This is a genomic window from Flavobacterium fryxellicola, assembly GCF_900143245.1.
Taxonomy (GTDB): domain Bacteria; phylum Bacteroidota; class Bacteroidia; order Flavobacteriales; family Flavobacteriaceae; genus Flavobacterium; species Flavobacterium fryxellicola.
Map to the genome: position 1 here is coordinate 13440 of NZ_FRDK01000012.1, position 24617 is coordinate 38056.

General features: G+C 34.3%; 29 protein-coding genes and 1 riboswitch. Of the genes, 12 read left to right on the forward strand and 17 right to left on the reverse strand.

The window, feature by feature from the left end; translation table 11 throughout:
- Positions 1 to 27: 27 nt before the first annotated feature.
- On the reverse strand, positions 28 to 276 hold the full coding sequence (locus tag BUA03_RS14355) for a hypothetical protein (RefSeq protein ID WP_066080533.1): 249 nt from the start codon (positions 274 to 276) through the stop codon (positions 28 to 30).
- A 343-nt stretch (positions 277 to 619) separates the two neighbouring features.
- On the opposite strand from BUA03_RS14355, the gene BUA03_RS14360 reads away from it, so the two are divergent.
- The 10 genes from BUA03_RS14360 (at position 620) to BUA03_RS14405 (ending at position 9496) form a co-directional block, all read left to right on the forward strand.
- Complete coding sequence (locus tag BUA03_RS14360; RefSeq protein ID WP_066080536.1) at positions 620 to 1273, forward strand: queuosine precursor transporter; 654 nt, start codon at positions 620 to 622, stop codon at positions 1271 to 1273.
- A gap of 2 nt (positions 1274 to 1275) precedes the next feature.
- Positions 1276 to 1848, forward strand: a complete 573-nt coding sequence (locus BUA03_RS14365) for a DNA-3-methyladenine glycosylase I (RefSeq protein ID WP_066080539.1) — start codon at positions 1276 to 1278, stop codon at positions 1846 to 1848.
- Between the two features lie 59 nt (positions 1849 to 1907).
- A riboswitch (TPP riboswitch) is annotated at positions 1908 to 2004 on the forward strand.
- A gap of 65 nt (positions 2005 to 2069) precedes the next feature.
- The gene (thiS, locus tag BUA03_RS14370) at positions 2070 to 2276 is read left to right on the forward strand and encodes a sulfur carrier protein ThiS (protein ID WP_066080541.1); all 207 of its coding nucleotides are present in this window, start codon (positions 2070 to 2072) and stop codon (positions 2274 to 2276) included.
- A gap of 307 nt (positions 2277 to 2583) precedes the next feature.
- Positions 2584 to 4428: a phosphomethylpyrimidine synthase ThiC gene (gene thiC / locus BUA03_RS14375; protein ID WP_066080543.1), complete on the forward strand. Its 1845-nt coding sequence runs from the start codon at positions 2584 to 2586 to the stop codon at positions 4426 to 4428.
- A 94-nt stretch (positions 4429 to 4522) separates the two neighbouring features.
- The gene (locus tag BUA03_RS14380) at positions 4523 to 5122 is read left to right on the forward strand and encodes a thiamine phosphate synthase (RefSeq protein WP_066080549.1); all 600 of its coding nucleotides are present in this window, start codon (positions 4523 to 4525) and stop codon (positions 5120 to 5122) included.
- On the forward strand, positions 5095 to 5850 hold the full coding sequence (locus tag BUA03_RS14385; protein WP_066080553.1) for a hydroxymethylpyrimidine/phosphomethylpyrimidine kinase: 756 nt from the start codon (positions 5095 to 5097) through the stop codon (positions 5848 to 5850). The genes BUA03_RS14380 and BUA03_RS14385 overlap by 28 nt, the downstream gene beginning before the upstream one ends.
- Positions 5843 to 6475 (forward strand): thiamine phosphate synthase, encoded by a 633-nt coding sequence (locus BUA03_RS14390; protein WP_066080556.1) that lies wholly within the window; start codon positions 5843 to 5845, stop codon positions 6473 to 6475. Before BUA03_RS14385 ends, BUA03_RS14390 begins: the two co-directional genes overlap by 8 nt.
- Positions 6462 to 7232, forward strand: a complete 771-nt coding sequence (locus BUA03_RS14395) for a thiazole synthase (RefSeq protein ID WP_066080559.1) — start codon at positions 6462 to 6464, stop codon at positions 7230 to 7232. The genes BUA03_RS14390 and BUA03_RS14395 overlap by 14 nt, the downstream gene beginning before the upstream one ends.
- Positions 7233 to 7588: 356 nt before the next feature.
- Complete coding sequence (thiH, locus tag BUA03_RS14400; protein WP_066080561.1) at positions 7589 to 8701, forward strand: 2-iminoacetate synthase ThiH; 1113 nt, start codon at positions 7589 to 7591, stop codon at positions 8699 to 8701.
- An 84-nt stretch (positions 8702 to 8785) separates the two neighbouring features.
- Positions 8786 to 9496: a HesA/MoeB/ThiF family protein gene (locus tag BUA03_RS14405; RefSeq protein ID WP_066080565.1), complete on the forward strand. Its 711-nt coding sequence runs from the start codon at positions 8786 to 8788 to the stop codon at positions 9494 to 9496.
- Between the two features lie 3 nt (positions 9497 to 9499).
- Here the strand turns inward: BUA03_RS14405 and aat are convergent, their stop codons facing one another.
- The 3 genes from aat to BUA03_RS14420 all read right to left on the reverse strand — a co-directional run bounded on the left by aat (position 9500) and on the right by BUA03_RS14420 (position 11522).
- Positions 9500 to 10138: a leucyl/phenylalanyl-tRNA--protein transferase gene (gene aat, locus BUA03_RS14410; protein ID WP_066080570.1), complete on the reverse strand. Its 639-nt coding sequence runs from the start codon at positions 10136 to 10138 to the stop codon at positions 9500 to 9502.
- Between the two features lie 101 nt (positions 10139 to 10239).
- Positions 10240 to 10617: a DUF3127 domain-containing protein gene (locus BUA03_RS14415; RefSeq protein WP_066080573.1), complete on the reverse strand. Its 378-nt coding sequence runs from the start codon at positions 10615 to 10617 to the stop codon at positions 10240 to 10242.
- A gap of 29 nt (positions 10618 to 10646) precedes the next feature.
- Positions 10647 to 11522, reverse strand: a complete 876-nt coding sequence (locus BUA03_RS14420; protein WP_066080576.1) for a flavin reductase family protein — start codon at positions 11520 to 11522, stop codon at positions 10647 to 10649.
- Positions 11523 to 11696: 174 nt separating this feature from the next.
- Between BUA03_RS14420 and BUA03_RS14425 the strand changes: the two genes are divergently transcribed.
- Entirely contained in the window at positions 11697 to 12845 is a 1149-nt protein-coding gene (locus BUA03_RS14425) for a sensor histidine kinase (protein WP_066080577.1), read from the forward strand.
- Here BUA03_RS14425 and BUA03_RS14430 read toward each other — a convergent pair.
- The 3 genes from BUA03_RS14430 to greA form a co-directional block, all read right to left on the reverse strand.
- Complete coding sequence (locus BUA03_RS14430) at positions 12842 to 14014, reverse strand: transglutaminase domain-containing protein (RefSeq protein WP_066080580.1); 1173 nt, start codon at positions 14012 to 14014, stop codon at positions 12842 to 12844. The two genes, BUA03_RS14425 and BUA03_RS14430, sit on opposite strands and share 4 nt — an antisense overlap.
- A 91-nt stretch (positions 14015 to 14105) precedes the next feature.
- Positions 14106 to 14492, reverse strand: a complete 387-nt coding sequence (locus BUA03_RS14435; protein WP_066080583.1) for an HIT family protein — start codon at positions 14490 to 14492, stop codon at positions 14106 to 14108.
- A 66-nt stretch (positions 14493 to 14558) separates the two neighbouring features.
- Positions 14559 to 15035: a transcription elongation factor GreA gene (gene greA / locus BUA03_RS14440; RefSeq protein WP_066080585.1), complete on the reverse strand. Its 477-nt coding sequence runs from the start codon at positions 15033 to 15035 to the stop codon at positions 14559 to 14561.
- A gap of 162 nt (positions 15036 to 15197) precedes the next feature.
- Between greA and BUA03_RS14445 the strand changes: the two genes are divergently transcribed.
- On the forward strand, positions 15198 to 15611 hold the full coding sequence (locus BUA03_RS14445; RefSeq protein WP_066080588.1) for a Rieske (2Fe-2S) protein: 414 nt from the start codon (positions 15198 to 15200) through the stop codon (positions 15609 to 15611).
- Positions 15612 to 15782: 171 nt separating this feature from the next.
- Here BUA03_RS14445 and BUA03_RS14450 read toward each other — a convergent pair whose 3' ends face one another.
- From BUA03_RS14450 to BUA03_RS14495, 10 genes are all read right to left on the reverse strand, one after another.
- On the reverse strand, positions 15783 to 16217 hold the full coding sequence (locus tag BUA03_RS14450; protein WP_066080591.1) for a hypothetical protein: 435 nt from the start codon (positions 16215 to 16217) through the stop codon (positions 15783 to 15785).
- Between the two features lie 166 nt (positions 16218 to 16383).
- On the reverse strand, positions 16384 to 19053 hold the full coding sequence (locus tag BUA03_RS14455) for a TonB-dependent receptor (RefSeq protein ID WP_066080595.1): 2670 nt from the start codon (positions 19051 to 19053) through the stop codon (positions 16384 to 16386).
- A gap of 107 nt (positions 19054 to 19160) precedes the next feature.
- Positions 19161 to 19862 (reverse strand): GLPGLI family protein, encoded by a 702-nt coding sequence (locus BUA03_RS14460; RefSeq protein ID WP_066080598.1) that lies wholly within the window; start codon positions 19860 to 19862, stop codon positions 19161 to 19163.
- A gap of 81 nt (positions 19863 to 19943) precedes the next feature.
- Positions 19944 to 20189 (reverse strand): hypothetical protein, encoded by a 246-nt coding sequence (locus tag BUA03_RS14465; protein WP_066080603.1) that lies wholly within the window; start codon positions 20187 to 20189, stop codon positions 19944 to 19946.
- A 319-nt stretch (positions 20190 to 20508) separates the two neighbouring features.
- A complete protein-coding gene (locus BUA03_RS14470) occupies positions 20509 to 21231 on the reverse strand; it encodes a GLPGLI family protein (protein ID WP_066080606.1) in 723 nt (240 codons plus the stop codon).
- Between the two features lie 112 nt (positions 21232 to 21343).
- The gene (locus BUA03_RS14475; protein WP_066080609.1) at positions 21344 to 22036 is read right to left on the reverse strand and encodes a GLPGLI family protein; all 693 of its coding nucleotides are present in this window, start codon (positions 22034 to 22036) and stop codon (positions 21344 to 21346) included.
- Positions 22037 to 22092: 56 nt separating this feature from the next.
- Entirely contained in the window at positions 22093 to 22332 is a 240-nt protein-coding gene (locus BUA03_RS14480; protein ID WP_139255679.1) for a hypothetical protein, read from the reverse strand.
- Positions 22333 to 22436: 104 nt separating this feature from the next.
- Positions 22437 to 23120, reverse strand: a complete 684-nt coding sequence (locus BUA03_RS14485) for a GLPGLI family protein (protein WP_066080615.1) — start codon at positions 23118 to 23120, stop codon at positions 22437 to 22439.
- 136 nt (positions 23121 to 23256) lie between these two features.
- Positions 23257 to 23454: a hypothetical protein gene (locus tag BUA03_RS14490; protein ID WP_066080618.1), complete on the reverse strand. Its 198-nt coding sequence runs from the start codon at positions 23452 to 23454 to the stop codon at positions 23257 to 23259.
- Between the two features lie 384 nt (positions 23455 to 23838).
- Positions 23839 to 24573 carry a GLPGLI family protein gene (locus tag BUA03_RS14495; RefSeq protein ID WP_082854333.1) on the reverse strand — a complete coding sequence of 245 codons (735 nt, stop codon included), beginning with the start codon at positions 24571 to 24573 and terminating at the stop codon, positions 23839 to 23841.
- Positions 24574 to 24617: the final 44 nt, after the last annotated feature.

The window sequence follows — 24617 nt, forward strand, 5'->3', positions numbered from 1 at the left end:
CAAGTTAATAACCTGAACTCTTAAAAATTATAAACTAGTCAAGGCTTTTTCAACCATACCACCAATTTGATTACAGTCTGCTGCGGATTCTACATTATTAAATTGTAAAACCCAAGTTTTAACTTTATTGCCTTCTTCATCGTACGCACTAATAGTTACATAACAAGTTCCAACTAAGTCTTGATTAACTTGTGATTTCAAAAAAGGGTAATTTCCAACTTCTGCTTTATTTGCTCCCTTCTCGGCTGCAAACGAAGTTACAGAAAAAGCAATCATTGCGATTGCAATAAAAATTAATTTTTTCGTAATTTAAAATAATTTGATTAGTGTCTTACTAAACTTTTTAGTAAGTGGTTTAGGACGTCCGAGTGCAAATCAAAAAAAAAAAAAAAACAGTATATCCTAATTATTTTACTACAAATATATAATAAAACACAAAATTATTCTTACAATATTATATACACTAGGCTTCCCAAACTTTCATAAGCATAAGTTACTTTTGTATTAAACCGTTCTTAAATAGGGTTAGCAATTACACCCTACCACTGCTGAAAAAATTTGGAACTTGGATAATCTTAAAAAAGATTAAAACACTAAATTTGACTTTTAATTTTTATTTATGTTTAAAACCAAAAAAGAACTCGTATTTGTAATTTTAGCGGGGATTTTTATTACCAATGCTGTAACGGCCGAATTGATTGGCGGAAAATTAATTCAAATTGGTCCGTTTGTAATGAGCATTGGGATTTTGCCTTGGCCTATCGTTTTTTTAACCACAGATTTAATTAATGAGTATTTTGGCGAAAAGGGTGTTAAAAAACTATCCTTAATTACAGCTGGATTAATTGCCTATTCCTTCCTAATTTTACTTTTGGCTATAAGTATTCCCGCAGCCAAAGGAATCAGCCCTGTAAATGACGTACAATTTACTGCAGTTTTTGGTCAGAGCATGTGGATCATCGTGGGAAGTATTATCGCTTTTTTAGTGTCGCAATTGATTGATGTATCTGTTTTTTGGTTTTTCAAGAATAGGACAGGAAATAAGAAAATTTGGCTCAGAGCAACGGGATCAACTATTATTTCTCAACTATTTGATTCTTTTATTGTTTTGGGGATTGCCTTTTATTTACCAGGAAAAATAAATTTTGATACGTTCCTCACTTCCGCATTGACGGGTTATACCTTTAAACTCGGTATTGCAATTCTCCTAACTCCTTTAATTTATTTAGGTCACTACATTATAAAAAACTATTTGGCCTCAGAAAAAGAATAACTATGGACGAGAAAATACGATGTGGTTGGTGCACTTCGAGTGATTTATACAAAAAATACCATGACGAAGAATGGGGCGTTCCCGCGTATGATGACGCTACTTTATTCGAGTTTTTAATTTTAGAAACGTTTCAGGCAGGACTAAGTTGGATTACCATTTTGAATAAGAGAGGAAATTTTAGAAAAGCATTTGACCACTTTGATTACGAAAAAATTGCTCAATACAACGATGATAAAATCCTCGATTTATTGCAAGATGCTGGTATTATTCGCAACAAACTCAAAGTATATTCGGCTGTTACCAATGCCCAAGCTTTTATAAAAATCCAAGAGGAATTTGAGAGTTTTTCCAATTATATTTGGAATTTCGTTGATGGAAAACCCGTTATAAACAACCGAAAATCCTTTAAAGAAGTTCCCGCCACTACTCTACTTTCTGACATGATCAGCAAAGATTTAAAAAAACGAGGATTCAAATTTGTAGGTTCTACGGTCGTTTATGCCTATCTGCAAGCCACAGGAATCGTTAATGATCATGTGGAAAATTGCTGGAAAGCCTCCCAACCCCCGAAGTAGGAGTTATGAATTTAAAACGTTAAATAGTAAACTTATATATAAAACTTCCCTACATTTGCCCCACACTTTAGGGGTGTCTACAACATTGTAGGCTGAGAATTACCCTCTGAACCTGATCTAGTTCATACTAGCGTAGGGAAAAGTAAGATGACTTCTTCACGCATTTTTATGCGTAATTGTAGCCATTCCTAAAGTATAACTGTATACTAAAACCAAAAGGAATGGAACTCAAAATCAACAATCAAACGAAACAATTTGCAACTGACAGTCTTACTGTTCAGGCACTCCTTGACTTGGAAATTCCCATAAAACAAAACGGAATCGCCATAGCAATTAACAACTTCGTTATTCCAAAATCAGACTGGAACTCTCATTCTATACAAGAAACCGATGACATACTTATCATCTCTGCCACTCAGGGAGGATAATTAGGCTGCTCGGGCGGGCTATCCATTTCAAGTCCGCAGTTGCAACCCTATAAAACATAGTCTTAGTCTAAGCTTCCTTTCGGTCGCTTCACTAACCCTTGTTTTATTTGGCTTTCAACTTTACGGGCTTTCCATTACTATCCCTAGCAGAATTTGGAATACGATCAAATTATTTTATAAAGGAGACTAAATACGATTTTAAAAATAAGAAAAAAAATATGCTTCAATTCCAAAATCTCCTTGAGCTAAAAACTGCTAAACAACAATCATTAAAACTTTTGACTTTACACCTTTAAGACACCCATAAATGAACAACGAAGAAAAAATATCCAGCACTCCTTTCCCTAATTCTACAAAAATTTACGTAGATGGAACCATTCATTCCATAAAAGTGGCAATGCGCGAAATTGCCTTGGCAGATACACAATTATCAAACGGGCGAATAGAAAAAAATCCTCCAATCACAGTTTACGATACTTCAGGAGCATTCACAGATCCAAATATTGAAATCGATATCCGAAAAGGATTGCCTCGCATTCGGGAACAATGGATTTTAGATCGCAATGATGTGGAAGAACTATTTGAAATCTCTTCAGAATATGGGAAACAGCGCCTCCATGACGAAAAACTAAACGAATTGCGTTTTGAATATTTACACAAACCCATGCGTGCCAAAAAAGGAGCAAATGTATCTCAATTGTATTACGCGAAACAGGGAATCATAACCCCTGAAATGGAGTATATTGCTATTCGTGAAAATCAGCGCTTAGAATTATTGGAAGAACAAACCAAAGCCATGCAACAGCAACACGAAGGAAATAGTTGGGGCGCAAACACTCCCTCTCCTTCGGGGAGGGCTGGGGTGGGGAAAATCACACCGGAATTTGTTCGTAGCGAAGTAGCCAGAGGCCGAGCCATTATTCCAAACAACATCAACCACCCAGAAAGTGAACCCATGATTGTGGGACGTAATTTCTTAGTGAAAATTAATGCAAATATTGGCAATAGCGCTGTAGCTTCAACTATAGAAGAAGAGGTAGAAAAAGCAGTTTGGGCTTGTCGTTGGGGAGCAGACACGATTATGGACTTATCAACGGGGAAAAACATACACGAAACCAGAGAGTGGATTATCCGCAATTCTCCTGTGCCTATCGGAACTGTACCTCTTTACCAAGCTTTAGAAAAGGTAAATGGTATTGCCGAAGATTTAACTTGGGAAGTATACCGCGACACCTTAATTGAACAAGCGGAACAAGGGGTTTCCTATTTCACCATCCATGCTGGTGTTTTATTGCGTTACATTCATTTAACAGCCAATCGCGTAACTGGAATTGTTTCCCGCGGTGGTTCGATCATGGCAAAATGGTGTTTGTTTCACCATAAAGAAAACTTTCTTTACACCCATTTCGAAGAAATTTGCGAAATAATGAAACTGTACGACGTGGCCTTTTCATTAGGAGACGGTTTGCGTCCGGGTTCTATTGCAGATGCAAATGATGCCGCCCAATTTGCCGAATTGGAAACACTTGGAGAACTCACAAAAATTGCTTGGAAACATGATGTTCAAGTGTTTATTGAAGGCCCAGGTCACGTACCCATGCACATGATTAAAGAAAATATGGACAAACAATTAGAACATTGTGACGAAGCCCCTTTTTATACTTTAGGCCCATTAACAACGGATATTGCACCCGGTTACGACCACATTACTTCTGCCATTGGAGCGGCAATGATTGGTTGGTACGGCTGTGCTATGTTGTGCTATGTTACGCCAAAAGAACACCTTGGTTTGCCCAACAAAAAAGACGTTAAAGATGGCGTTATCACATATAAAATTTCGGCACATGCAGCTGATTTAGCCAAAGGTCATCCTGGATCACAATACCGTGACAACGCACTAAGCAAAGCACGATTTGAATTTCGTTGGGAAGATCAATTCAACTTGTCTTTAGATCCAGATACAGCTAGAGAATTCCACGATGAAACCTTACCTGCTGCAGGTGCCAAAGTGGCTCATTTTTGTTCGATGTGCGGACCCAAATTCTGCTCGATGAAAATATCGCAAGAAATTCGTGATGTTGCCGAAGCCGAAAAAGGCATGAAAGAAAAATCAGAAGAGTTTATCGAACAAGGAAACGAGATTTATAGTTAATACTCCTGCAAGGCTTTCAAAACCTTTTCGATTTTTTAAATCATTAGCTCAATAGGTACAAGGTCCAAATAGATCTTGCAAGAAATTCAAAAACATGATAATTATATCCAGTCCAATAGCAATTCAAAATGAAATAGCAATAATCCATTCTCTTTTTCAGGAAGGAATGGAAGTATTTCATGTCCGAAAACCTGACTTTTCAATAGAAGAATTGCATGCTATTGTACTTGCAATTGGACTGGAATATAGAGAACATCTGGTTTTACACAGCCACCATCATTTGGCGAAATCCCTTGGAATTCATCGCATTCATTTTACAGAAAGTAATCGCACCACCATAAATGAATCTAAATTAAAAAGCTATAAAGAATTGGATTTCATTTTATCGACTTCGACACATTGTATCGAGGATTTCAATGATTTAGATTCCAATTTTGATTATGCTTTTTTAAGTCCCGTGTATTCCTCTATTTCAAAAGTCGATTATGCTCCAAAACGCGATTTATTCGAGAAAATAAAAAAGAGAACCAACTTCAAGACTAAAATAATTGGACTAGGTGGAATGGAAGCTAGCAATATCAAAAAAACAATACAAGCTGGCTTTGATGATGCAGCGCTTTTAGGAACAATTTGGAATCAAAACAACCCAATAGAAAATTTTAAAACATGTCAACAAATCGTCCATTCGTATTAACCATTGCTGGCTTTGATCCTTCGGGAGGCGCAGGTGTTTTAGCGGATGTAAAAACATTCGAGCAGCATAGCGTGACTGGTTTTGCCATCAATACAGGCAATACGATTCAAACCGAAAATGAATTCTTCGAAATACAATGGACTGACTTGGATTTTGTTTTGCGTTCCATAAAAGTGTTATTCAAAAGTTACAGTATCAAAGCAGTAAAAATTGGAATTATTCCTTCCTTGGATTATTTAAAAGAAATTGTTTTTGCTATAAAAAGGCTTTCGCCAAAAACAAAAATAGTTTGGGATACGGTTTTGAAATCTACCACAGAATTCCGTTTTACAACCATCGAAAACCAAACTGTTTTGATTGAAATATTAGAAAAAATTGATTTGATAACTCCCAATTACAATGAGATTTTACAACTGTCCTCGGAAGAAATTAATGCCCGAACAATTGCAATAACCCTCTCGAAATTCTGCGCTGTTTTAGTCAAAGGGGGTCATAATTCAGACGAAATAGGTATTGATTATTTATACATGGAAAATGACGTTTTCCAGCTGTTGCCAAAAGAAACTTTGGTTTCCGAAAAGCATGGCTCAGGCTGCGTATTATCAGCCGCTATAACTGCCAATTTAGCTTTAGAACAAGACCTGAAAACAGCTTGCAGTACTGCTAAAATATATATAGAAACCTTCTTGCAATCCAACAAAACTAAATTAGGATACCATCATGTATAACAAGTTACAATATATTTCACAGGGAAATACAATGGAAGAACAATTGTATAACATCCACAAAGCGCTGGACAATGGTTGCGATTGGATTCAATTGCGATTCAAAAATCAAAATAAATTTGAAGCTTTCACTTTGGCAGAAGCCGTAAAAAAATTGTGCAAAGAATATTTAGCCACTTTTATCATCAATGACAATGTGCATTTTGCAAAGCTATTGGATGCTGATGGGGTCCATTTAGGTTTGAGTGATAGGAGCATCCATGAAGCAAGACTCATTTTAGGAACCACAAAAATCATAGGCGGCACTGCAAATACATGGGAAGATGTACTGCAAAGAACTGCTGAAAACTGCGATTATATTGGTTTGGGTCCGTTTCAATTTACGGCAACCAAACAAAATTTAAGTCCAATTTTAGGATTGGAAGGCTATGATTCTATTATCGAACAAATGAAGATAAAAAACATCCAAATTCCCATTTATGCCATTGGAGGAATTACACTGGAACATGTTGAAGGTCTGATGCAAACTGGAATTCATGGCATAGCCGTTTCTGGATTGATTACACAAAATGAAAATCTATCGCAATTGATCACTCAACTTAACAAACAATTATATGTTACCATTTAAAATAGGAGATAAAATCTTTGAGTCACGCTTGTTTTTAGGCACAGGGAAATTTGGTTCGAATCGACAGATGGAAGAAGCCATTCTAGCATCAGGAAGCGAATTAATAACTGTTGCGCTAAAACGTATCGATTTAGAAACCGAAACGGATGCCATTTTATCACATCTTAAACATCCACACATTAATTTATTGCCCAATACCTCAGGTGCTCGAAATGCTAAAGAAGCTATTTTTGCAGCGCAATTAGCTCGCGAAGCGTTGGAAACTAATTGGCTCAAACTCGAAATTCATCCTGACCCAAAATATTTAATGCCTGATGCTATAGAAACCTTAAAAGCAACAGAAGCATTGGCCAAATTAGGATTTATCATCTTACCTTATGTTCATGCTGACCCTGTTTTGTGCAAGCGATTAGAAGATGTCGGCACGTCGGCAGTTATGCCTTTGGGCTCGCCTATTGGTAGTAACAAAGGACTGAAAACAATCGATTTTTTAGAAATCATAATTGAACAAAGTAAAGTTCCTGTGATTATCGACGCCGGAATTGGGGCGCCTTCTGATGCGGTAAAAGCAATGGAACTGGGTGCGGATGCTGTTTTAGTAAATACCGCTATAGCTATTGCAGGAAATCCAAAACTGATGGCAGAAGCTTTTAGAGAAGCCGTTATTGCAGGACGCAAAGCATTCGAAGCCAAACTTGGACAACAATATAATCGCGCGGTGGCTTCGAGTCCGTTGACAGCATTTTTATATGATTGATCCTCTCCTAGCCCTCTGTAAAGAAAAGGGAGACAAAAACGCATAAAAAAATGAATTGAAATTATATTAAACGAATAAATAGGATTACAATAAAAGGTCGTTTTACAGCAGCTTTTGTCAAAGTTCAAAACTTTGACAAAGGTAAAATGCAATGATATAAACTTAATAAGAATGCGTTTTTCCCGCGTTTTGCGTGAGGGATAGCAGTGAAAATCCTTTTTTTGTACCGGTTTTTTTAAACGGTACAAAAAAAGATTGAAACGAATAGCCCGACGGCTGTTTTGAAAATACGGAGAGGAACGAACCGGATTTTCAAAACAGCTGTCACGCCTAAATAATTTTAAATAATTAAAAACATGAACACTTTTAAATCGGTTTTTGAAAATTACGATTGGGATGCGATCAAAACCAAAATATACCAAACCACAGCACAAGATGTGGAACGAGCACTAGCAAAGAAAAAACGAAATCTTGACGATTTTTTGGCTTTGATTTCACCTGTTGCACAGAATTATTTGGAAGCAATGGCTCAAGAGTGCCACGAATTAACAAAAAAACGCTTTGGCAAAACGATTCAAATTTATGCGCCTTTGTATTTGAGTAACGAATGCCAGAATATTTGTACGTACTGTGGCTTTAGTTTAGATAACAAAATCAAGCGAAAAACCCTCAACGAGGCCGAAATAACATTGGAAGTCGAAGCTTTAAAAAGCGCTGGTTTTGATCATGTTTTATTGGTAACAGGTGAAGCAAATTACACGGTAAATATTCATTATTTTCTAAAAGCAATTGCACAAATACAAAATGATTTTTCTATCATTTCAGTAGAAGTACAGCCTCTTTCAACGGAAGAATATGAGCAATTGCATGCAGCTGGGGTTTATTCCGTTTTGGTATATCAAGAAACGTATCATCAAGAAGTGTATAAAAAGTACCATACTAAAGGAAAGAAATCTAATTTTGATTTTCGTCTAGAAACACCAGACCGAATAGGCACTGCAGGTATTCATAAAATAGGTTTGGGCGTTTTGTTAGGATTGGAGGATTGGCGTACAGATAGCTTTTTCAATGCCTTACATCTAGATTATCTACAAAAAACGTATTGGCAAACTAAATATACCGTTTCTTTCCCCAGATTACGACCAGCCGAAGGGGTTATTGAACCCAACTTTATCATGGATGATAAAGATTTAACACAATTGATTTGCGCCTATCGCTTGTGGAATGAAGATTTAGAAATCTCCATATCAACTAGGGAGAATGAAAAATTTCGTGATAATATTATTCCAATTGGTATTACAAGCATGAGTGCCGGTTCAAAAACTAATCCCGGTGGTTATGTCGTTGATCCGCAGTCATTGGAGCAATTTGAGATTAGCGACGAACGACCTGCTGCCGAGATTGCCCAAGTCATCTCCAACAGCGGATATGAACCTGTTTGGAAAGATTGGGACAAAAGCTTTAAATAATTTTAGATAGTTTATTTAAGATTGCTAGTTTTTGATTTTTAAAGAAGAAAAAAGATATAAATAGATTTTTTGATAGTAGAAAGAATGAGTGTTATACAAGATTTTTTAAGGTACAATAGACAAATGATGTTGCCAGAAATAGGTGATTTGGGTCAAGAAAAACTCAAAAAAAGTAGCGTTTTAGTAATTGGCGCTGGCGGATTAGGGTGCCCAATTTTACAATATATCGCAACGGCTGGGGTTGGGATTATTGGAATCGTTGATTTTGACAAAATCGAATTACATAATTTACACCGCCAAATTTTGTATACAGAACAACATGTTGGGCAATCTAAAGCGCTGAGGGCAAAATCAGTTTTAGAAACTTTAAATCCACTGATTGAGATCATCGCTTTTGAAGAAAAATTAACAATTGAAAATGCCAGCCGAATCATCAAGGATTTTGATGTAATTGTTGATGGTTGTGATAATTTTGAAACCCGTTATCTTGTAAATGATACTTGCGTAGCTTTAGGAAAATCACTAATATATGGCAGTATCTTAAAATTTGAGGGTCAGATGGCTGTTTTTAATCACAATGGAAATAAAAATCTTCGTGACTTATTTCCAGAGCCACCAAATCCAAAAGACGTACCTAATTGCAACTTTAATGGTGTAATGGGTACACTTCCTGGAATTATTGGCACTATGATGGCACATGAAACTTTGAAACTGATTATGGATTTAACAACACTAAAAAATGAATTAATACTTTTTAATACTTTAGACTGGAGTTTTAAGAAGTTAAAATTTTAAATATTATTCCCTTTTCAATATTTCCATAAAATCGACTCGTGCTATTTCTCGACAACCTAAACTTTCGAGATGCGGATTATAAACTTGGCAATCCAACAGACTGTACTTTTCTTTTTTTAATTGGTTGACCAAAGCAATGAAGGCAACTTTTGAAGCATTTGACACTAAAGAGAACATACTTTCACCACAAAAGACGTGTCCCAAATCAATTCCGTATAATCCACCGACCAATTCCTCATTTTGCCAAACTTCAACCGATTTGGCAATTCCACTTTCATTAAGTTTGCAATACGCTTCAATCATGTCGTTAGTAATCCAAGTCCCGTTTTGACCGTCTCGTTTTATGTTTTGACAGTTCGAAATCACTTCTCTAAAATTTTGGTTGAAAGTAACTTTGAAACTATTCCGATTCAAAATGTTTCGCATACTTTTAGAAATAATCATTTCATCTAGAAATAAAACCATTCTGGGATTTGGTGCCCACCACATAATGGGTTCACCATTTTCAAACCAAGGAAAGATTCCGCTTTTGTAGGCAAGTAGTAATCGTTCCGGAGATAAATTACCTCCAATCGCTAAAATACCATCGCGATTAGCTTGGTCAACAGAAGGAAATAACAAATCTGCAGATAAATAATACATATTTCAATTTCAAAAATAAATGGCAATTTCAAAAAATAAAAAAGTCAGAAATTCAAGTAAAACTTAAACTTCTGACTTATAAATGCTAACTTTTTTACCTCTTAGAATGGTAAATCGTCAGCTTCTTCTTCGTTTAGGTTTGTTGCGGGTGCAAAAGCTTCGGCAGCAGGCATTGGAGGCATTTGTGACGCAGTTGCTTCAGCCGCTACTCGTTCTACTCTCCATCCTTGAATTGCATTAAAATATTTAGTCACTCCTTGGGGATCAACCCATTCGCGTCCTCTTAAATTGATAGCAACTTTTACGGCTTCACCCACTTTAAAACTATTCAATAAATCACATTTATCTTGTACAAATTCTACTAAAATATGTTGTGGATATTGTTCTTCCGTGGTTACAACTAATTCTCTTTTCAAGAAACTTCCGCTTCCCACATTTTTTGCATCCCCAAGCATTTTAATTTTTCCTGTAACTTCCATCTTCGTTATTTTTAATGTTATTTATATTCTTATTTTTTTGCCAAAAGCACTTTCCAAGCAGACAAAACATCCTCGTCATCCAGATATTTTTTAGCTTCTAAGTGTACTTTTTGCTGATCATCAGCACTTAAAACGCCTTTTACAGCAAAATTCTGTTTTACAAATATACTAACTTCTTCCATTGTAGGCAAGGCTTCTATATTTCCCAACATCCCTAAATCATTTCCATTAAAAACAGGGCTTTCCTTTATAAAAGTTGGAATAGCATCTACCCCAATTCCTAAAGTTGACAATGGTTTTGGCACTTCAAAAAGTCCTTGGTTGGATCTGGAATACCAATTTCCGCCTAATCTGGAGACTAGATCTATTTTATATTGATCAATGGCTCCATTTTCGTCTAAAACGGATTCATCAATGTGAATGCGCACTACTTCACAAAGCACTAAATTTCCTGCCCCACCTTCTGTACCTAAGGGGATAATCTGAGTGACTTTGCATTCAAATTGAACAGGCGATTCCTTTACTCTAAAAGGCTTCACCACTTCAGAAGCTATTGGCGTCAAACCTGATTTCACAAATTCATCGATCCCAACCGCATACTCCGTACTCGCTAGCGAAGTTTGCTGCACCATATCATAATTCACCACGTTAATCACTACTTCTCGGGTTGCTTCGACATTCATTAAGGTATGTTTTACCGAATTATCACGCACCCGTCTTGCTGGCGAAAATATAAGAATGGGCGGATTAGCACTGAACACATTGAAGAAACTGAAAGGCGATAGGTTTGGATTCCCATCAACATCCATAGTGCTGGCAAAAGCAATAGGCCTAGGCCCTACAGAACTTTGCAAATACCCTTGTAACTTTGCCGTTTCAATACTTTTAGGATCAATAGTAATCATACTTTTTATTTATTTCTTAGAGATACAAAAGTAGACAAATGAATTAAGTTTTAGAAGCAGTAATGTAGAAATAGAATGAAATTAGGTTTTAGCTTTTTCAAAAATAAATTCTTTGATTGAAACTAAAATACTTCCGTATTAATTTCATTATATTTATACCTCAAAAATCTATTTATGCTGTTTTCTGAAAGAAGAAATACAACCCGTTGGATTATCATTTTCGCCTCATTTCTCATCATCTCCTTAATACTTTGGAACACGTATACTTTTTTTCAAATTTTTAAAAACGAAGAACGCTTAAAAATGAACCTTTGGGCACAAGCCCAAAAAACACTAATTAACGCGGACGAAAATACAGAAGTCGAACTTCCTCTTCAGATTTTTAGCAACAATACTTCTATCCCCATTGTACTCACCGAAAATGACAGCATAATAAACACCGTCAATATTGATGAAGCTGTCGTAGAAAACAAGCTAAAAGCAATTGCTTTTTTACAAGCCTTAAAAAATGAAAATGAGCCCATTGTCATTGAATATGTCCCAGGAAAATTTCAAAATTTATACTATGGTAATTCCGCTTTACTGAATAAATTAAAATATTATCCTGTTGCCTTAGTACTCATTATTGTCTTATTTGGAAGTTTGGTTTATAATTTTTATCGAAGTACCAAAATGGCCACACAAAACAAACTTTGGGCTGGTATGGCCAAAGAAACGGCACATCAAATTGGCACTCCGCTTTCGTCTTTGATAGGTTGGGTTGAACTCTTAAAATCGGAAAACGTAGAGGAAAGTACCACCTTTGAAATTGAAAAAGACATTGAACGCTTGCAAACCATTACCGATCGTTTCTCGAAAATAGGATCTGAACCCAAATTAGAAAATAAAGACATCGTAGCCGAAACACAGCAATCCTACGACTACTTACAATCCCGATTTTCCAAGCAAATTGAGTTTTCATTTAAAGCGCCAGAATCGCGCATTATGGTTTTATTGAACCCCACGCTACACAGCTGGACAATCGAAAATTTAGTAAAAAATGCTATCGATGCGATGAAAGGAAAAGGGAAATTAGCTTTACAAATTGAGCAGGAAGGGGACTTTGTAAAAATAAATATCTCCGACACCGGCAGCGGAATTCAGAAAAAACAATTCAAAAGCATATTTGAACCTGGTTTTACCACCAAAAAAAGGGGCTGGGGATTAGGACTTTCTCTAACCAAAAGAATTGTGGAAGAATACCACAAAGGAACCATTAAAGTCTTACATTCCGAAATTGGAAAAGGAACAACGATGCAAGTAAGTTTAAAAAAAGTCTTCTAATGTGACGAAACTCTAAGCTGGGAGAATTTAGAAAACATTGTTTTTCTACTACTTTTAGACTTGCTCAAATAGTTTTGTACAAATGAAGCATGTTCATTGGCTTGCGCCAAAGCTTTACTAAGGGACTTTTTGACTGAAGCCACATAAGCTGAACTCTCACTTCCTACTGGACCCACTGCATAAATTGCGTCTTGGCATTTAGCTAGTTTTTCCTGCGGCGTCTGGATCATCTTGCTAATTTCATCGTCTGAAAAAGTGGGTTTGAACTGATTGTTTCGGTAATGAACAAAATCATTCAGTAAGATAACTGCAAGGTTCATTTCGTTCACAATAGCGTTTAATTTCTCGATATTAGCGTTTCTTCGCAAGTACTCTAATTTTTTCTTTTTAAAATCGTAACGTTCTAGTACCAAAGCGTTTTTTAATCCGTTTTTTTCTATTCTTTCTGCTGCTGCATACAACTGATCGGTTTCGGACATAGCATTGTATTTGCTGATTTCTCGCTCAAAATCAAAGTACTTTTTGGATGTATTTATCTGGACTTTCCCTGCGTAAAATTCACTATTAGTAATGGGATAGTATAGAAATTGCCACAAATAATCAAATGGAATATGTGAAGCAATTATTTTAGCTGGATCCGCCTTAAAATAAACATTATTTAGTTTTTTACTAAATTGCCCATTGTGAACGTATCCCGATCCCCAAGTTGGATCAAACAGATACCATTTAGTATCTATTTTTGCAGCATTCCAAGCGTGTGCCAATTTTCCTACTGTACCATTTTGCTTATTATAGCCTTGAATAATATAGGACTCAATTCCAATTTTATCAGACAGTTCCTTAAAAACGGCAGCATAATGACTGCAAACTCCTTTTCTTGTTTTTAAAGTTCTAGTAATTTTATCTTGTGCTGTTTCACTAAAATTAACTGCATATCTAGTAGTTACATCATATCTAATATTTGATGCCGTCCAGTAAAAAGCGGCTCGAATTTTATCCGTCTCTGTTTTGAAATTAGTATTGATATATGCGGCAATTGCTGTTGTAGAAGTAGTTTGATTTGAAGGGATAATGGCCATTTTAGCGTCGACTAGCGTATAATCTGTACTACCTTGCCCAAAACTTAAAAGTGTAATAAATAGGGAGAAAAGTATAAAATTATTTTTCATATTGTAGTATAGCTCAAAGTAAAAGGGAATACGTTTTCACCTATTCCCTTTTAAACGAAAACCATACCAATTTATTCTATTTGTGCAACTATTATAAATTCGATTGTATTTTTATTGCTAAAGCTTCAAATTCATCTTTCGACATGGATACTTTATTTTGAAAACGCATTTCATCCATTTCATTCAAAGGAATCAAGTGAACGTGTGCATGTGGCACTTCAAGTCCAACAACCGCCATACCAATTCGTTTGCAAGGAATCGTTTTCTCTAGTGCAACCGCAATTTTTTTAGAAAACTGCATCAGCCCGATATACAAGTCCTCTTCCATTTCAAAAATCTTATTGATTTCCTGTTTTGGAATACAAAGTGTGTGTCCTTTTGCATTTGGATTAACATCTAAAAAAGCCAAGAAATTTGAGTCTTCGGCAATTTTATAACAAGGGATTTCTCCGTTAACTATTTTAGTAAATATTGACATAGTTGATTTGTTACCGTGGTTTTTTGTTTAAAATATTAAAAGAGTAACCCGCTAGACTTAAAAAAATTAATCTCTTGTGATTTCTAAAATTTCGAATTTTAAAACCCCATTTGGAACTGTAATCTCCGCAAATTCACCCACTGATTTTCCCAATAATCCTTTACCAATTGGCGAGGTTACAGAAATTTTTCCGGTTTTTAAATCGGCTTCACTTTCCGCTACCAAGGTATATTTCATTTCCACTCCATTGGTCTGGTTTTTGATTTTCACATTGGACAAAACCAACACTTTAGAAACATCCAAATGTGTTTCATCAATTAATCGAGCGTTCGAATGTACTTCTTCTAGTTTAGCAATACGCATTTCCAGCATTCCTTGCGCTTCTTTGGCTGCATCGTACTCGGCATTTTCTGAAAGATCGCCTTTATCTCTTGCTTCGGCTATATCCGCTGATGCTTTTGGGCGCATGACGCTTTTTAAATAATCTAATTCTTCTCTTAATTTCTTTAACCCTTCTGCGGTGTAATACGATACTGTACTCATAACTTCCTCATTTATATAAATAGAAAAAATCCCATCAGGACGGGATTTATTTCCACTAAGATACTACTATTGTTTTTTTGTCTATAAAAATATGTTAATCATATATAATTCAAAGTTAAATAAATTAAATTTGTTTCACTAATACTTTGACACTATTTTAAAATGAAAAAATATTCCTTCTTTTTATTAATTATCCCGTTACTTTTTTCGTGTAGTGATTCTGGTTTTAACAATACAAATCCATATCTACCTAATTATAGTTTTACTATGGATATCAATATGAAGTTGCCTTCCTATTCCAATCTTAAGTTTGTAAGTAACTCGGTTATTATTCCTGGACTTGGAATACGAGGCGTTATTGTTTTTAATACTGGGAGCGGTTATAATGCTTTTGACGCGGCTTGTCCCAATCAAGTTTTAAGCCCCTGTTCGACCATGACCATAAAAGGAATTAAAGCAGTTTGCACTTGTGACAATGAGGAATACAATTTATTTACCGGGCAGGGAACTTTACAATATCCAATGAAACAATATCGGGTGCAGGTCAACGGAGATGTACTTAGGGTATATAATTAATCTTTTGGGCGTGACAGCAAAAAACAAAAGGGGCTACTCATCGCATTTGTCATTGGCCCCATTTGTTTTTTGCTGTCGGGCTATTCGCTCCGCTGCGGCGGATTGCTGCTATCCCTCACGCGTTTCAACCACAAATTTTTTATAATAAACTTGTTTTTATTGTCTACCACTTTATTTTTTATCAAAGGAATACCGAACACCAATAAGACCTCTGAGGACTGCATTATCCTCAATTCTAAATTCAGGTGTAAGTTCTAAAACTAGTGCTATTTTTTTAAAATCCTTGATTGGAAAAATCTCTAAAGATGCAGGAATTACAAAAGAATTTATTTCATCAAAACCCCTAAAAGGACTCAAATTCACACCTAAACCAATCGAAAAACGGTGATACTCTTTAGTTTCAAAATTATAAAATACGTTTGTTTCTATAGGCAAGGAATCGAAGTAATTATAAGCAAAAACTTTTAACTCGAAGTTTATAGTTTTATTTTTACTGGTATTCATTCCTACAACATAGTTAGAAAACCCAGTGACTGCTATTTGTGAATGACCAGCGAGGCCAATAAAAAACAAAATAATGATGAAGGTCTGCTTGAAATTTTTCATTCTTACTGCTGGTTTGAAATTTTTAAATAGTGCTATGGTTAGTCTTCATGAAAATTAAAAAAAGAAAAATACTCCTTACGTATTTACTTATTTATTAACAAAAAATTAACGTGTTTGTTTTTATACTTCAAGAAGTAATACTCTTGTTTTTAGCTGTTTAAGTTTATTACAACTTATAACTCACTGACAACAAGAATACCCTTGGCAATACAAAAGTGGTTCGCTCACTAATTAAATAATCCGAGAAGGAGTAATCATTTTTGACTTTGTTGTCGAAAAGATTATTCACTAAAACTTCAAAACCAAAAGGGCTGTTTTTCTTTTGATAGCGCAAGGAAGTATTTGCTATATCATAAAAATTACTTTGATTGTTGTTATTGGTATTTTTTAGATTTTCGTAACTCAATTTATAGGTCCAAAATTTGGAGAAATTGATATCAAAGTCGGATGTAACGGCATCTGTCTGAAAATTAGATCTTGTTAATCCTAAAAACTGACTGAAACCTTTCGTATATCCAACACTAAAACCCGGCCATTTTTTATGTGCTGTTTTTAGTAAAATCCCAATTCTTTGATTCTTCCTATTGTTTAAAGTTTCCGTGTTGTTTAAAGTTTGAAAATAATTAAACCAACTTAAACTGGTATTGAATCGCAAACTAAAACGGTATATTTTTTTTGTAAACGCGCCATTTACATTGTAATTCGTTTCTGGATTGTCGCTCAAAATAGGCGTGTTGAACTGGTTAATGCCATCCAGCTGAATTTCGTCTCGAATTGTTTGTACTTTTTTGTTTACACTAGCCATTGCGTTCCAAGTAACGCCACGGTACAAATTCATTTTTGAATAGCGCAGGTTTGCGGAATGGTAGCGCTCGTTTTGTAACAACGCATTTCCTTTGTACACTAAATTGTAATTTTGCAGCGTAAATTGATCCGCCAATTGCGATACTTGCGGAAAACCATTTTCTAATTTGTAAGTAAAATTTAAGGTTTCTGATTTGTTAAACTCATAATCACTGTTCCATTGCGGTTGAAAAAGCGTTTTAGCTAGCGACTGATTTCCTGAATTTTGTTGCGTAATTAAATGATACCAATGCAAATACAATCCCGGTTTATTAGTCCATTTTCCTATTCTAAATTTGTATTCGAGTCCAACGTAGGCATCGTTCAACTGGTATTTTACAGCATTCCCAAAACCGTTCAAAGCAAAATCATTTATTGTTCCATTTGTCAGTAGCTGTTTCTCCGAAGTTTCAAAACGAGAAGCCCCATAATTGTTTCCCACATTGGTATACAAATGATTGAAATTATCGATAATCCAATAATGCTTGAACAACGCGTCTACACTATTGGTTTTTACCTTTTTAATTTGCGCTATGCGGTATGACGTATCATCTTGCAATGGAATCAAGCCATCTAAAAACGGCTGATCCGTAAACCAATTGGTTTGTGGGGTGTTGTAATCATACGCTTGGTTGACTACTACTGTGGTGGTATGTGCTAAACTATAGCTTTTGTGCCACTCGACGTATTGTTTTATCGCAGTATTATCAGCTTTGTTGATGGTTTCAAAAACACTGGAATTAAGCTTCGTTATCGAGTTGATGGTGTTGGACATCGCATTCGTGCTCGACTGGTATTGTCCGTTGTAATACCATTTCTCTTTCGCGTTTGGTGAATAATCTAGTTTTATATTACCAATTCCAAGCACGGAGCGGTTATCGCCATTTTGTAATTTATTCTCAAAAGCAAAAGCGGTGTTTTGCAAGTATTCAATGTTGCTTTCGGTTTGAGAAGCCGTCAATACCTTTGAAAAAATAGAAAAACCAGATATAGAAAGCTTAGAAGAAGTATCGTGACTAAAATTGACCGCGCCAAATTGTGAGGTATTCTGAACCACATCTTGATTGTCATTAGCAAAAGAATACAAATTAGTCAATGATTTTCGGCCAGAAAGAAACGTACTCATGCCGCCACCAAAACGCATTAAATCATCAAAAGTAAAGGTGCGTTTACCAATGTTATTCAAGTCGCCTATGAAACTCACATTTGATTTTGGACTGTAATAAAACAAAGCGGCATGTCCTAGATAAAAACCATTGTCCGCATTCCCGACTTCGGCACCGGCTTCGACATCACCAAAAACAAATTTCTTTTTATCGGCTTTAAGTTTTACGTTTATTGCCAGTTCATCGCTATCCGAAACCTGTTTCATAAATCCTACTTCGTTGAAGTGGTCAATGACTTCAATTTTATCTAATGCATCCGCAGGAATATTTTCTACAGCCAATTTAGAGCCACCACCAAAAAAGGATTTGCCTTCTACGAGCATTTTGGTGACTTTTTTGCCTTGCACGGTTACACCTCCGTTTTTATCGACCTCAACACCAGGGAGTTTTTCGAGGATTTCTTTCATTTTGCGTTCGTTGCCATTAGCAAAACTTTTCACGTCAAACGTCATGGTGTCTTTCTTGATCATAATAGGCTTGAACTCGTGCTTAATTACAATTTCCTTGAGTTGTTCTCCAGTAGGTTTCAGTTTAAAATCATGCGTGGCAATAGCTGCATCAGCCTCAAGGATAAATACTTCCTCTACAAAACCAATATACGAAACCGTGATTTCATATTTGACTTCCTTTTCGAGTTCTAAGCGGTAGCGCCCTTTGTTATCAGCAATAGCAAACTTAAGGCTTGCTTTTTCCTGCAAGGGTTTTGCAATGACATTTGCAGATTCTAGTGGTTTATTGTTATCGTCTGCAACAACGCCGATAATAGTGCGGGATTGAGAGAATGAAAAAAAAGAAAAAAGTAATAATAGATATTTAAAGGTATTCATTCAATAATTTTGAGAAAAGATTATAACTGTTTTAATTACCCATTAGAGACTTTACTAAAAAAATAGTTTGTTTTGATTTCAGACTAATACTATTCAAAAAAAGATTTTTAAAATCCATTTAGCTTATTATAGGCTACTTCTAACTGCTTCTCATTTAAAATTTTCAATTTCTCTAACGATTTAATATCAAAAGTAAGATTACTATTTAGCTGAATACTTTTAGCTCCAAAGACCGCATTTCTTACCTGAAGTTCTAAAATTAATCCTGGCAAATTTCCATAACCTACAGGCCCATAAGGATACGGTAATGCTGGACAATACCATGCGACTACTGGATGGTTGAAAACTTTAGTTTCATAACGAACCGTAAAAACATTGGTCGCTTTATAGCATAAATAATTGTCTATTAATTTGGTCTCACTTGTTAAAATCCAGTTACTTTTCAAAGCTTCTTCTGCGTAAATGTTTTCTCCTAACATTTCCTTTTGAAATAATAATTTTTCTTTCAAACTAAATACAATTCCAACATAATTTGCCATTGCAAGCGTGAACCTTTGTGAAGTGATAGCATCATCACTGTCTAATATTTTTTCACTATAAAATTTAGAACCATTTTCAGTTATGATTAATTGAAACGTTAGTTTTTTTGCATCTACAATTGACTTTTCAAGAAAACTTTTTAACGTAGCATTATTGTCAAATAATCCTTTTTCTTTTTCTATTTGTAATCCATAGGATATGACAACATTTTGACCTTGACCATATCCAAGCATCGTTGACAAGATTAGGATAATAAGAAATATTTTCATTTTGTGGTTATATTAAAAACACACCAAATTCATTGAAAATGGTGTGTTTGAGTTTTTCTAATTCTAATCGAAGCTTTATCTTTATTGTGATATATGAGCTTCCTGTAATCCCAGACACATAAAATAAACAGAATAAGAAGCACTTATTGCCTGATCATGAGTAAAACCAACACTTCTAGCATCCACATATGCTACATATCGCGCTAAATTACAATCTGTTTCGACGACAACTTCTTTTTTAGTTTTAATCTTTTTACTTACTTTTACTTTGCCAGTTTTTGCCATTGCAACTCTACTAAATGCCACTACTGCTAGAGCGGTAAACACTAATTTTTTTATTTTTAAATTGGTTTAAATTTATACTTTTTTTTAGTTAACCAAAGCAAATATGAAAAAGAAAAAAAATGAATATCCAGAATTTACCTCAATTTTTAACTAAAAATAAACAGATTATTTTTTACAAGAATTTCAAATATAGTCGTTTAAATTTACTGGTCACTTGATTATAATTAAGTTTTGCAATGACATTTGCAGATATTAGTGGTTTATTGGTATCGTCAGCAACCACGCTGGTTATAGTGCGGGATTGAGAGAAGGTGAGGGTTGTGAAAAGAAGAAAGTAGAGAAAGTGTTTATGCATTACTGTTTAATATGATAGTACTTTTTTAAAGTAATCCTCTTGGCTTGTTGTTTTCCCTGTTGGAAAATCTATTACCAATTCTTTATTATTTAAAATACTTATTGAGGTAGCATAAAACGTTGTTTCACGATCATTTAATTCTAAAATAAGGCCTGGTAATCCGTTAAAATACTTAGGACCATATCCGTAAAGCAAACTTGGTGCAAACCATGCTACTATGGGAACACTTGTATTAACTCCTTTCCTATTAATAAATTTATCATAGTACATTGCTTTATAACATAAATAGCCATCAATTATTTTACTTTCCGTTGTTATTTCCCAGTCTAATATTTTATTCGTTTTGTTAACTAGCTGTCCCTTCTCTTTACGCTCTATAGAAGTGTTGGCGCTTTTATCAAAGAAATAATCATTTAATACCGTTTGTATAAAAGCCATTGATCTGGCCCATCTTCTTAACTCAGTATTGTCAGATTCAGAAATTAAAAATTGGTTCAAAATAAAACTAGATCGTATACTATTAAAATTTAAAGTCGCAGTTTGTTTGTTCGCAAACTCCAATGTGGCTTCAATTAAGTCATTGTCAGATGAATTTTTAACATTTACATTATTATTAACTATTTGAATTTTATAAATTACTACACCGGAAGCGGTTTGTCCAAAAGAATTAGTCATTGCTGCAATAGCGATACACATCAGTATAATTTTTAATTTATTTATTATTATCATTTGAATGATTGAAGTCAAAACTTAAAACTGCTTTATCTTTATTTTTTGTTATAAAGTTTGTCTTTAATTAATGACAAAAGCTTATTATAATAATTTTCCAAAATTTAAATTATTATTTTTTAAAGAGCTCTGAAATCTTGGAACTTAATTCCTCACTTGATATTCTCCTACCAATATGAGGCTTGAACAATTTCGTCTTGGTTTTTTCATCTTTAAAATTTAATACAATTTTAGAAACGCCGTATAATATGTTCCTTTCTTGCAACTCTAGAATTAAACCTGGTAAATTCCCATAACCTAAAGGTCCAAAAGGGACAGGGATTGCAGGAGCATACCATGCGACTATTGGAAATTTAAAAACTCCTTTAGTACCATTATTTCTAACTAATGTAGAAGTAGCTTTATAGCAAAGGTAGCCATCTATTGTCTTAGATTCATTTAGTAAATCCCACTTAGTATTTCTATTCTCTACAATTATAATTTCACCAAAATCAGGATCATTTTCCGGCCTTAAGGAATATAGGCTATCTTTTTCTCTAAAATATAATTTCAAACTTTTATTTTTGCCATCAATTGAAAGACCCCCCTCACAATAAAAAACAGATTTTATAGTATTAAATTCAAGAGTATACATTTCACTCTCAATATCATTAATATAATCGTCTCTTGTTTTCTTATCAAATTGATTAAAAAGGTCGTCTTCACCCACTTTAAGCTTGTAATTCAAAACGCCATTAATAACCTGAGCGCTACTATTAAGGCTGAAAAAACAGCAAATCGCTGTTACTAAAAATTTGTTGTTCATATCAAATTTAATTAAGGCATCTAAATATTAAAATTATTTAGATGCCAATTACCATTTTACGCTTCTGATAATTTCTTGGGTTCTGGTTGTGGTGTTACTAAACAATCTGCTTTAGCGGCTCTAGCTTTTTCTCTTGAAACCTCATCACTACATCCTCGTCCATACCATATATAGTAGGAATCATAGGCAATTGCATCACAAACAGTACTTAAAACCACTGATGACTTTTCCTTAATTTCTTGAGTTCCTACCATTGCAACTCTACTAAATGCCACCACTACTAGAGCGGTAAACACTAATTTTTTCATTTATAAATTGGTTTAAATTTATAATTTCTTTTTGCTTAACCAAGGCAAATATGAAAAAAAACGTATTTAAGGAATGTACTTAAATTTTAGATCTATTTTTTTAGAAGTATGTCTTCGTATTCCTTTTCGGAAACTACTTTAAATTCTTTACGCTGCGGCACGAGTATATTTTTGTTTGGTTTTAAATCAATTTTTTTTACTCCAAATAAAATATTTCTAACTTGAAGTTCTAAAATTAAACCCGGCAATCCACCATATCCATTTGGCCCGTAAGAAAGTGGAATTTGAGGACAATACCACGCTATTACTGGAAAATGAAAAACACCTGCACTATTTATTACTGTTTTTACAGCAGTTGCTTTAAAACAAACAAATCCATTAATTTCTTTTGTTTCATTCTCTAAAGTCCAATCTTTTTTTTTGTTCTTTTTGATAAGAAAGTTACCTATTTCGCCTTTAATTTCAGAATACGAAAATTCCTCATTCTGGAAAATAACTCCCTCATATCCCGAAAATAATTTGGCATATAAATACCCTTGGTCATCAAGACCTAAACCATCTTTGATATAAAAAAAAGATTCATTAGAATTAAAAAGCAATTCAAAATTTATAAATGGCGAGTTCTCCATTGCTTTTACATAAGCAACTTTCATCCTTGTTGTTTTTTCAAGTCCTTCAAATGTAGAAATATGAAGCCCATATTCTATTTTCCCATTGTTAATTTGACTCAAGCAATTAAAGCTTATCAAAAAGAAAAACAATTGTATTAATTTCATAATTTTAATAGATATGATTAAGGCTGCCTCAAGTTTGATGAAACAGCCTTATATTTTGTTATTTATTCAGCTTTTACTAAAGCGTATTCTTTGATTTCGTAAAGCTAATTTTAGTTTTACTACTCAGAAAACTACCTTAGGCACGAATACTCAATTCTTTCATACAATTACCCCAAGCTACAGCTCCGAAATAAAATGCTTCCTTCTCACTACAACCATTAGACAAACACTCATTTACAGCAGCATCTTGTTCATCCTTGCAAGGATCATCAATAACAATGTTCTCTATTTTTAAATCATTAATTTCATTTTTCTGAACGCAATCGTTAGCCATTGCAATTCCACTAAACGCTACCTCTGCTAGAGCGGTAAATACTAATTTTTTTATTTTTAAATTGGTTTAAATTTATACTTTTTTTATGGTTAACCAAGGCAAATATGAGTGAAAAAAAAATGAATATACAGAACTTACTTAAATTTTTAACGAAAAATTAACAAAATATTTTTTACAAGAATTGCTGATTTACTCGTTCAAATTTACACTTTACCTCATTATAATTGTGTCTTGCAATAACATTATCCGATTCTAGTGGTTTATTCGTATTGTCAGCAACCACACCGGTAATAGTGCGGGATTGAGAGAAGGAGAGGGTTGTAAAAAAAAAGCATTCTGAACATAAAGTGAAGCTTGAAAACAAGGTAAAAATTATATTCAAATTTATTGTTTGTCTTTCTCCATTTCTCTTTTTTTACCTATTAACACGCATCCCATGCTAGATTCGAGTTTTTTATCGTATTCTTCTTTTGTTACTGTTTTTCCTTTTGGAAAGTCTATTTGGATTTCTTTTTCAAATAATTCTATTTTTGAAGCTATAAATGTTTTCTCATCCTCTGTAAACTCTAAAACAAGTCCTGGCAAACCAAAAGCACTTTTTGGGCCATAAGAATAAGGTAAACTTGGGGCAAACCAAGAAATTACCTCTCTTACTTTGGGATCTCCTTTTCTACTAATATATGGTATCTTTAAAATTGCTTTGTAACACAAGTAATTCCCTATATATTTAGATTCACCAGTTATTTCCCAATTATTTTTCTCCATTTTACCCTCGATTAGCGTTCCGTCACTCAATAATGAAACTTGACTTTTTTGGGTAAGATTGGTATAAGTGTCAGGTGAAGTAAATGCTGTTCTGGCTATATTATTTATTTTCCGTTCATAATCAGAACTATAATTCATTGTCTCAATCAATAAAAATTTCGATTGTAATTTATTGAAAATTAGTTCAAATTCCTGTTTATTAGCGTAATCAACCATTTTTATAACAAACTGTTTCGTGTTTTCAGATGGATTCCCTTCCAATTTTAAAGGCACATAAAACTTATATTTAACTTTACCCGATGATTGTGTGTAGGCTGTAGTTACTAACATTAAACATAGACATAAAAATTTCATAGTTTTAATAATTTAAACGCTTCAAGAAGATGTCTTGAAGCGTT

Excerpts from the sequence above, each read along its gene's own strand:
- BUA03_RS14445 (WP_066080588.1), top strand. The coding sequence starts at position 15,198 with ATGAAAAAATATTCCTTCTTTTTATTAATTATCCCGTTACTTTTTTCG.
- thiS (WP_066080541.1), top strand. The coding sequence starts at position 2,070 with ATGGAACTCAAAATCAACAATCAAACGAAACAATTTGCAACTGACAGT.
- BUA03_RS14385 (WP_066080553.1), top strand. The coding sequence starts at position 5,095 with ATGTCAACAAATCGTCCATTCGTATTAACCATTGCTGGCTTTGATCCT.
- BUA03_RS14415 (WP_066080573.1), bottom strand. The coding sequence starts at position 10,617 with ATGGAAGTTACAGGAAAAATTAAAATGCTTGGGGATGCAAAAAATGTG.
- BUA03_RS14450 (WP_066080591.1), bottom strand. The coding sequence starts at position 16,217 with ATGAAAAATTTCAAGCAGACCTTCATCATTATTTTGTTTTTTATTGGC.
- greA (WP_066080585.1), bottom strand. The coding sequence starts at position 15,035 with ATGAGTACAGTATCGTATTACACCGCAGAAGGGTTAAAGAAATTAAGA.
- BUA03_RS14495 (WP_082854333.1), bottom strand. The coding sequence starts at position 24,573 with ATGAAATTTTTATGTCTATGTTTAATGTTAGTAACTACAGCCTACACA.
- BUA03_RS14365 (WP_066080539.1), top strand. The coding sequence starts at position 1,276 with ATGGACGAGAAAATACGATGTGGTTGGTGCACTTCGAGTGATTTATAC.
- BUA03_RS14485 (WP_066080615.1), bottom strand. The coding sequence starts at position 23,120 with ATGAAATTAATACAATTGTTTTTCTTTTTGATAAGCTTTAATTGCTTG.
- BUA03_RS14395 (WP_066080559.1), top strand. The coding sequence starts at position 6,462 with ATGTTACCATTTAAAATAGGAGATAAAATCTTTGAGTCACGCTTGTTT.
- BUA03_RS14455 (WP_066080595.1), bottom strand. The coding sequence starts at position 19,053 with ATGAATACCTTTAAATATCTATTATTACTTTTTTCTTTTTTTTCATTC.
- BUA03_RS14475 (WP_066080609.1), bottom strand. The coding sequence starts at position 22,036 with ATGAACAACAAATTTTTAGTAACAGCGATTTGCTGTTTTTTCAGCCTT.
- BUA03_RS14435 (WP_066080583.1), bottom strand. The coding sequence starts at position 14,492 with ATGTCAATATTTACTAAAATAGTTAACGGAGAAATCCCTTGTTATAAA.
- BUA03_RS14460 (WP_066080598.1), bottom strand. The coding sequence starts at position 19,862 with ATGAAAATATTTCTTATTATCCTAATCTTGTCAACGATGCTTGGATAT.
- BUA03_RS14420 (WP_066080576.1), bottom strand. The coding sequence starts at position 11,522 with ATGATTACTATTGATCCTAAAAGTATTGAAACGGCAAAGTTACAAGGG.
- aat (WP_066080570.1), bottom strand. The coding sequence starts at position 10,138 with ATGTATTATTTATCTGCAGATTTGTTATTTCCTTCTGTTGACCAAGCT.
- thiH (WP_066080561.1), top strand. The coding sequence starts at position 7,589 with ATGAACACTTTTAAATCGGTTTTTGAAAATTACGATTGGGATGCGATC.
- BUA03_RS14355 (WP_066080533.1), bottom strand. The coding sequence starts at position 276 with ATGATTGCTTTTTCTGTAACTTCGTTTGCAGCCGAGAAGGGAGCAAAT.
- BUA03_RS14430 (WP_066080580.1), bottom strand. The coding sequence starts at position 14,014 with ATGAAAAATAATTTTATACTTTTCTCCCTATTTATTACACTTTTAAGT.
- BUA03_RS14405 (WP_066080565.1), top strand. The coding sequence starts at position 8,786 with ATGAGTGTTATACAAGATTTTTTAAGGTACAATAGACAAATGATGTTG.
- BUA03_RS14360 (WP_066080536.1), top strand. The coding sequence starts at position 620 with ATGTTTAAAACCAAAAAAGAACTCGTATTTGTAATTTTAGCGGGGATT.
- BUA03_RS14425 (WP_066080577.1), top strand. The coding sequence starts at position 11,697 with ATGCTGTTTTCTGAAAGAAGAAATACAACCCGTTGGATTATCATTTTC.
- BUA03_RS14490 (WP_066080618.1), bottom strand. The coding sequence starts at position 23,454 with ATGGCTAACGATTGCGTTCAGAAAAATGAAATTAATGATTTAAAAATA.
- thiC (WP_066080543.1), top strand. The coding sequence starts at position 2,584 with ATGAACAACGAAGAAAAAATATCCAGCACTCCTTTCCCTAATTCTACA.
- BUA03_RS14390 (WP_066080556.1), top strand. The coding sequence starts at position 5,843 with ATGTATAACAAGTTACAATATATTTCACAGGGAAATACAATGGAAGAA.
- BUA03_RS14470 (WP_066080606.1), bottom strand. The coding sequence starts at position 21,231 with ATGATAATAATAAATAAATTAAAAATTATACTGATGTGTATCGCTATT.
- BUA03_RS14380 (WP_066080549.1), top strand. The coding sequence starts at position 4,523 with ATGATAATTATATCCAGTCCAATAGCAATTCAAAATGAAATAGCAATA.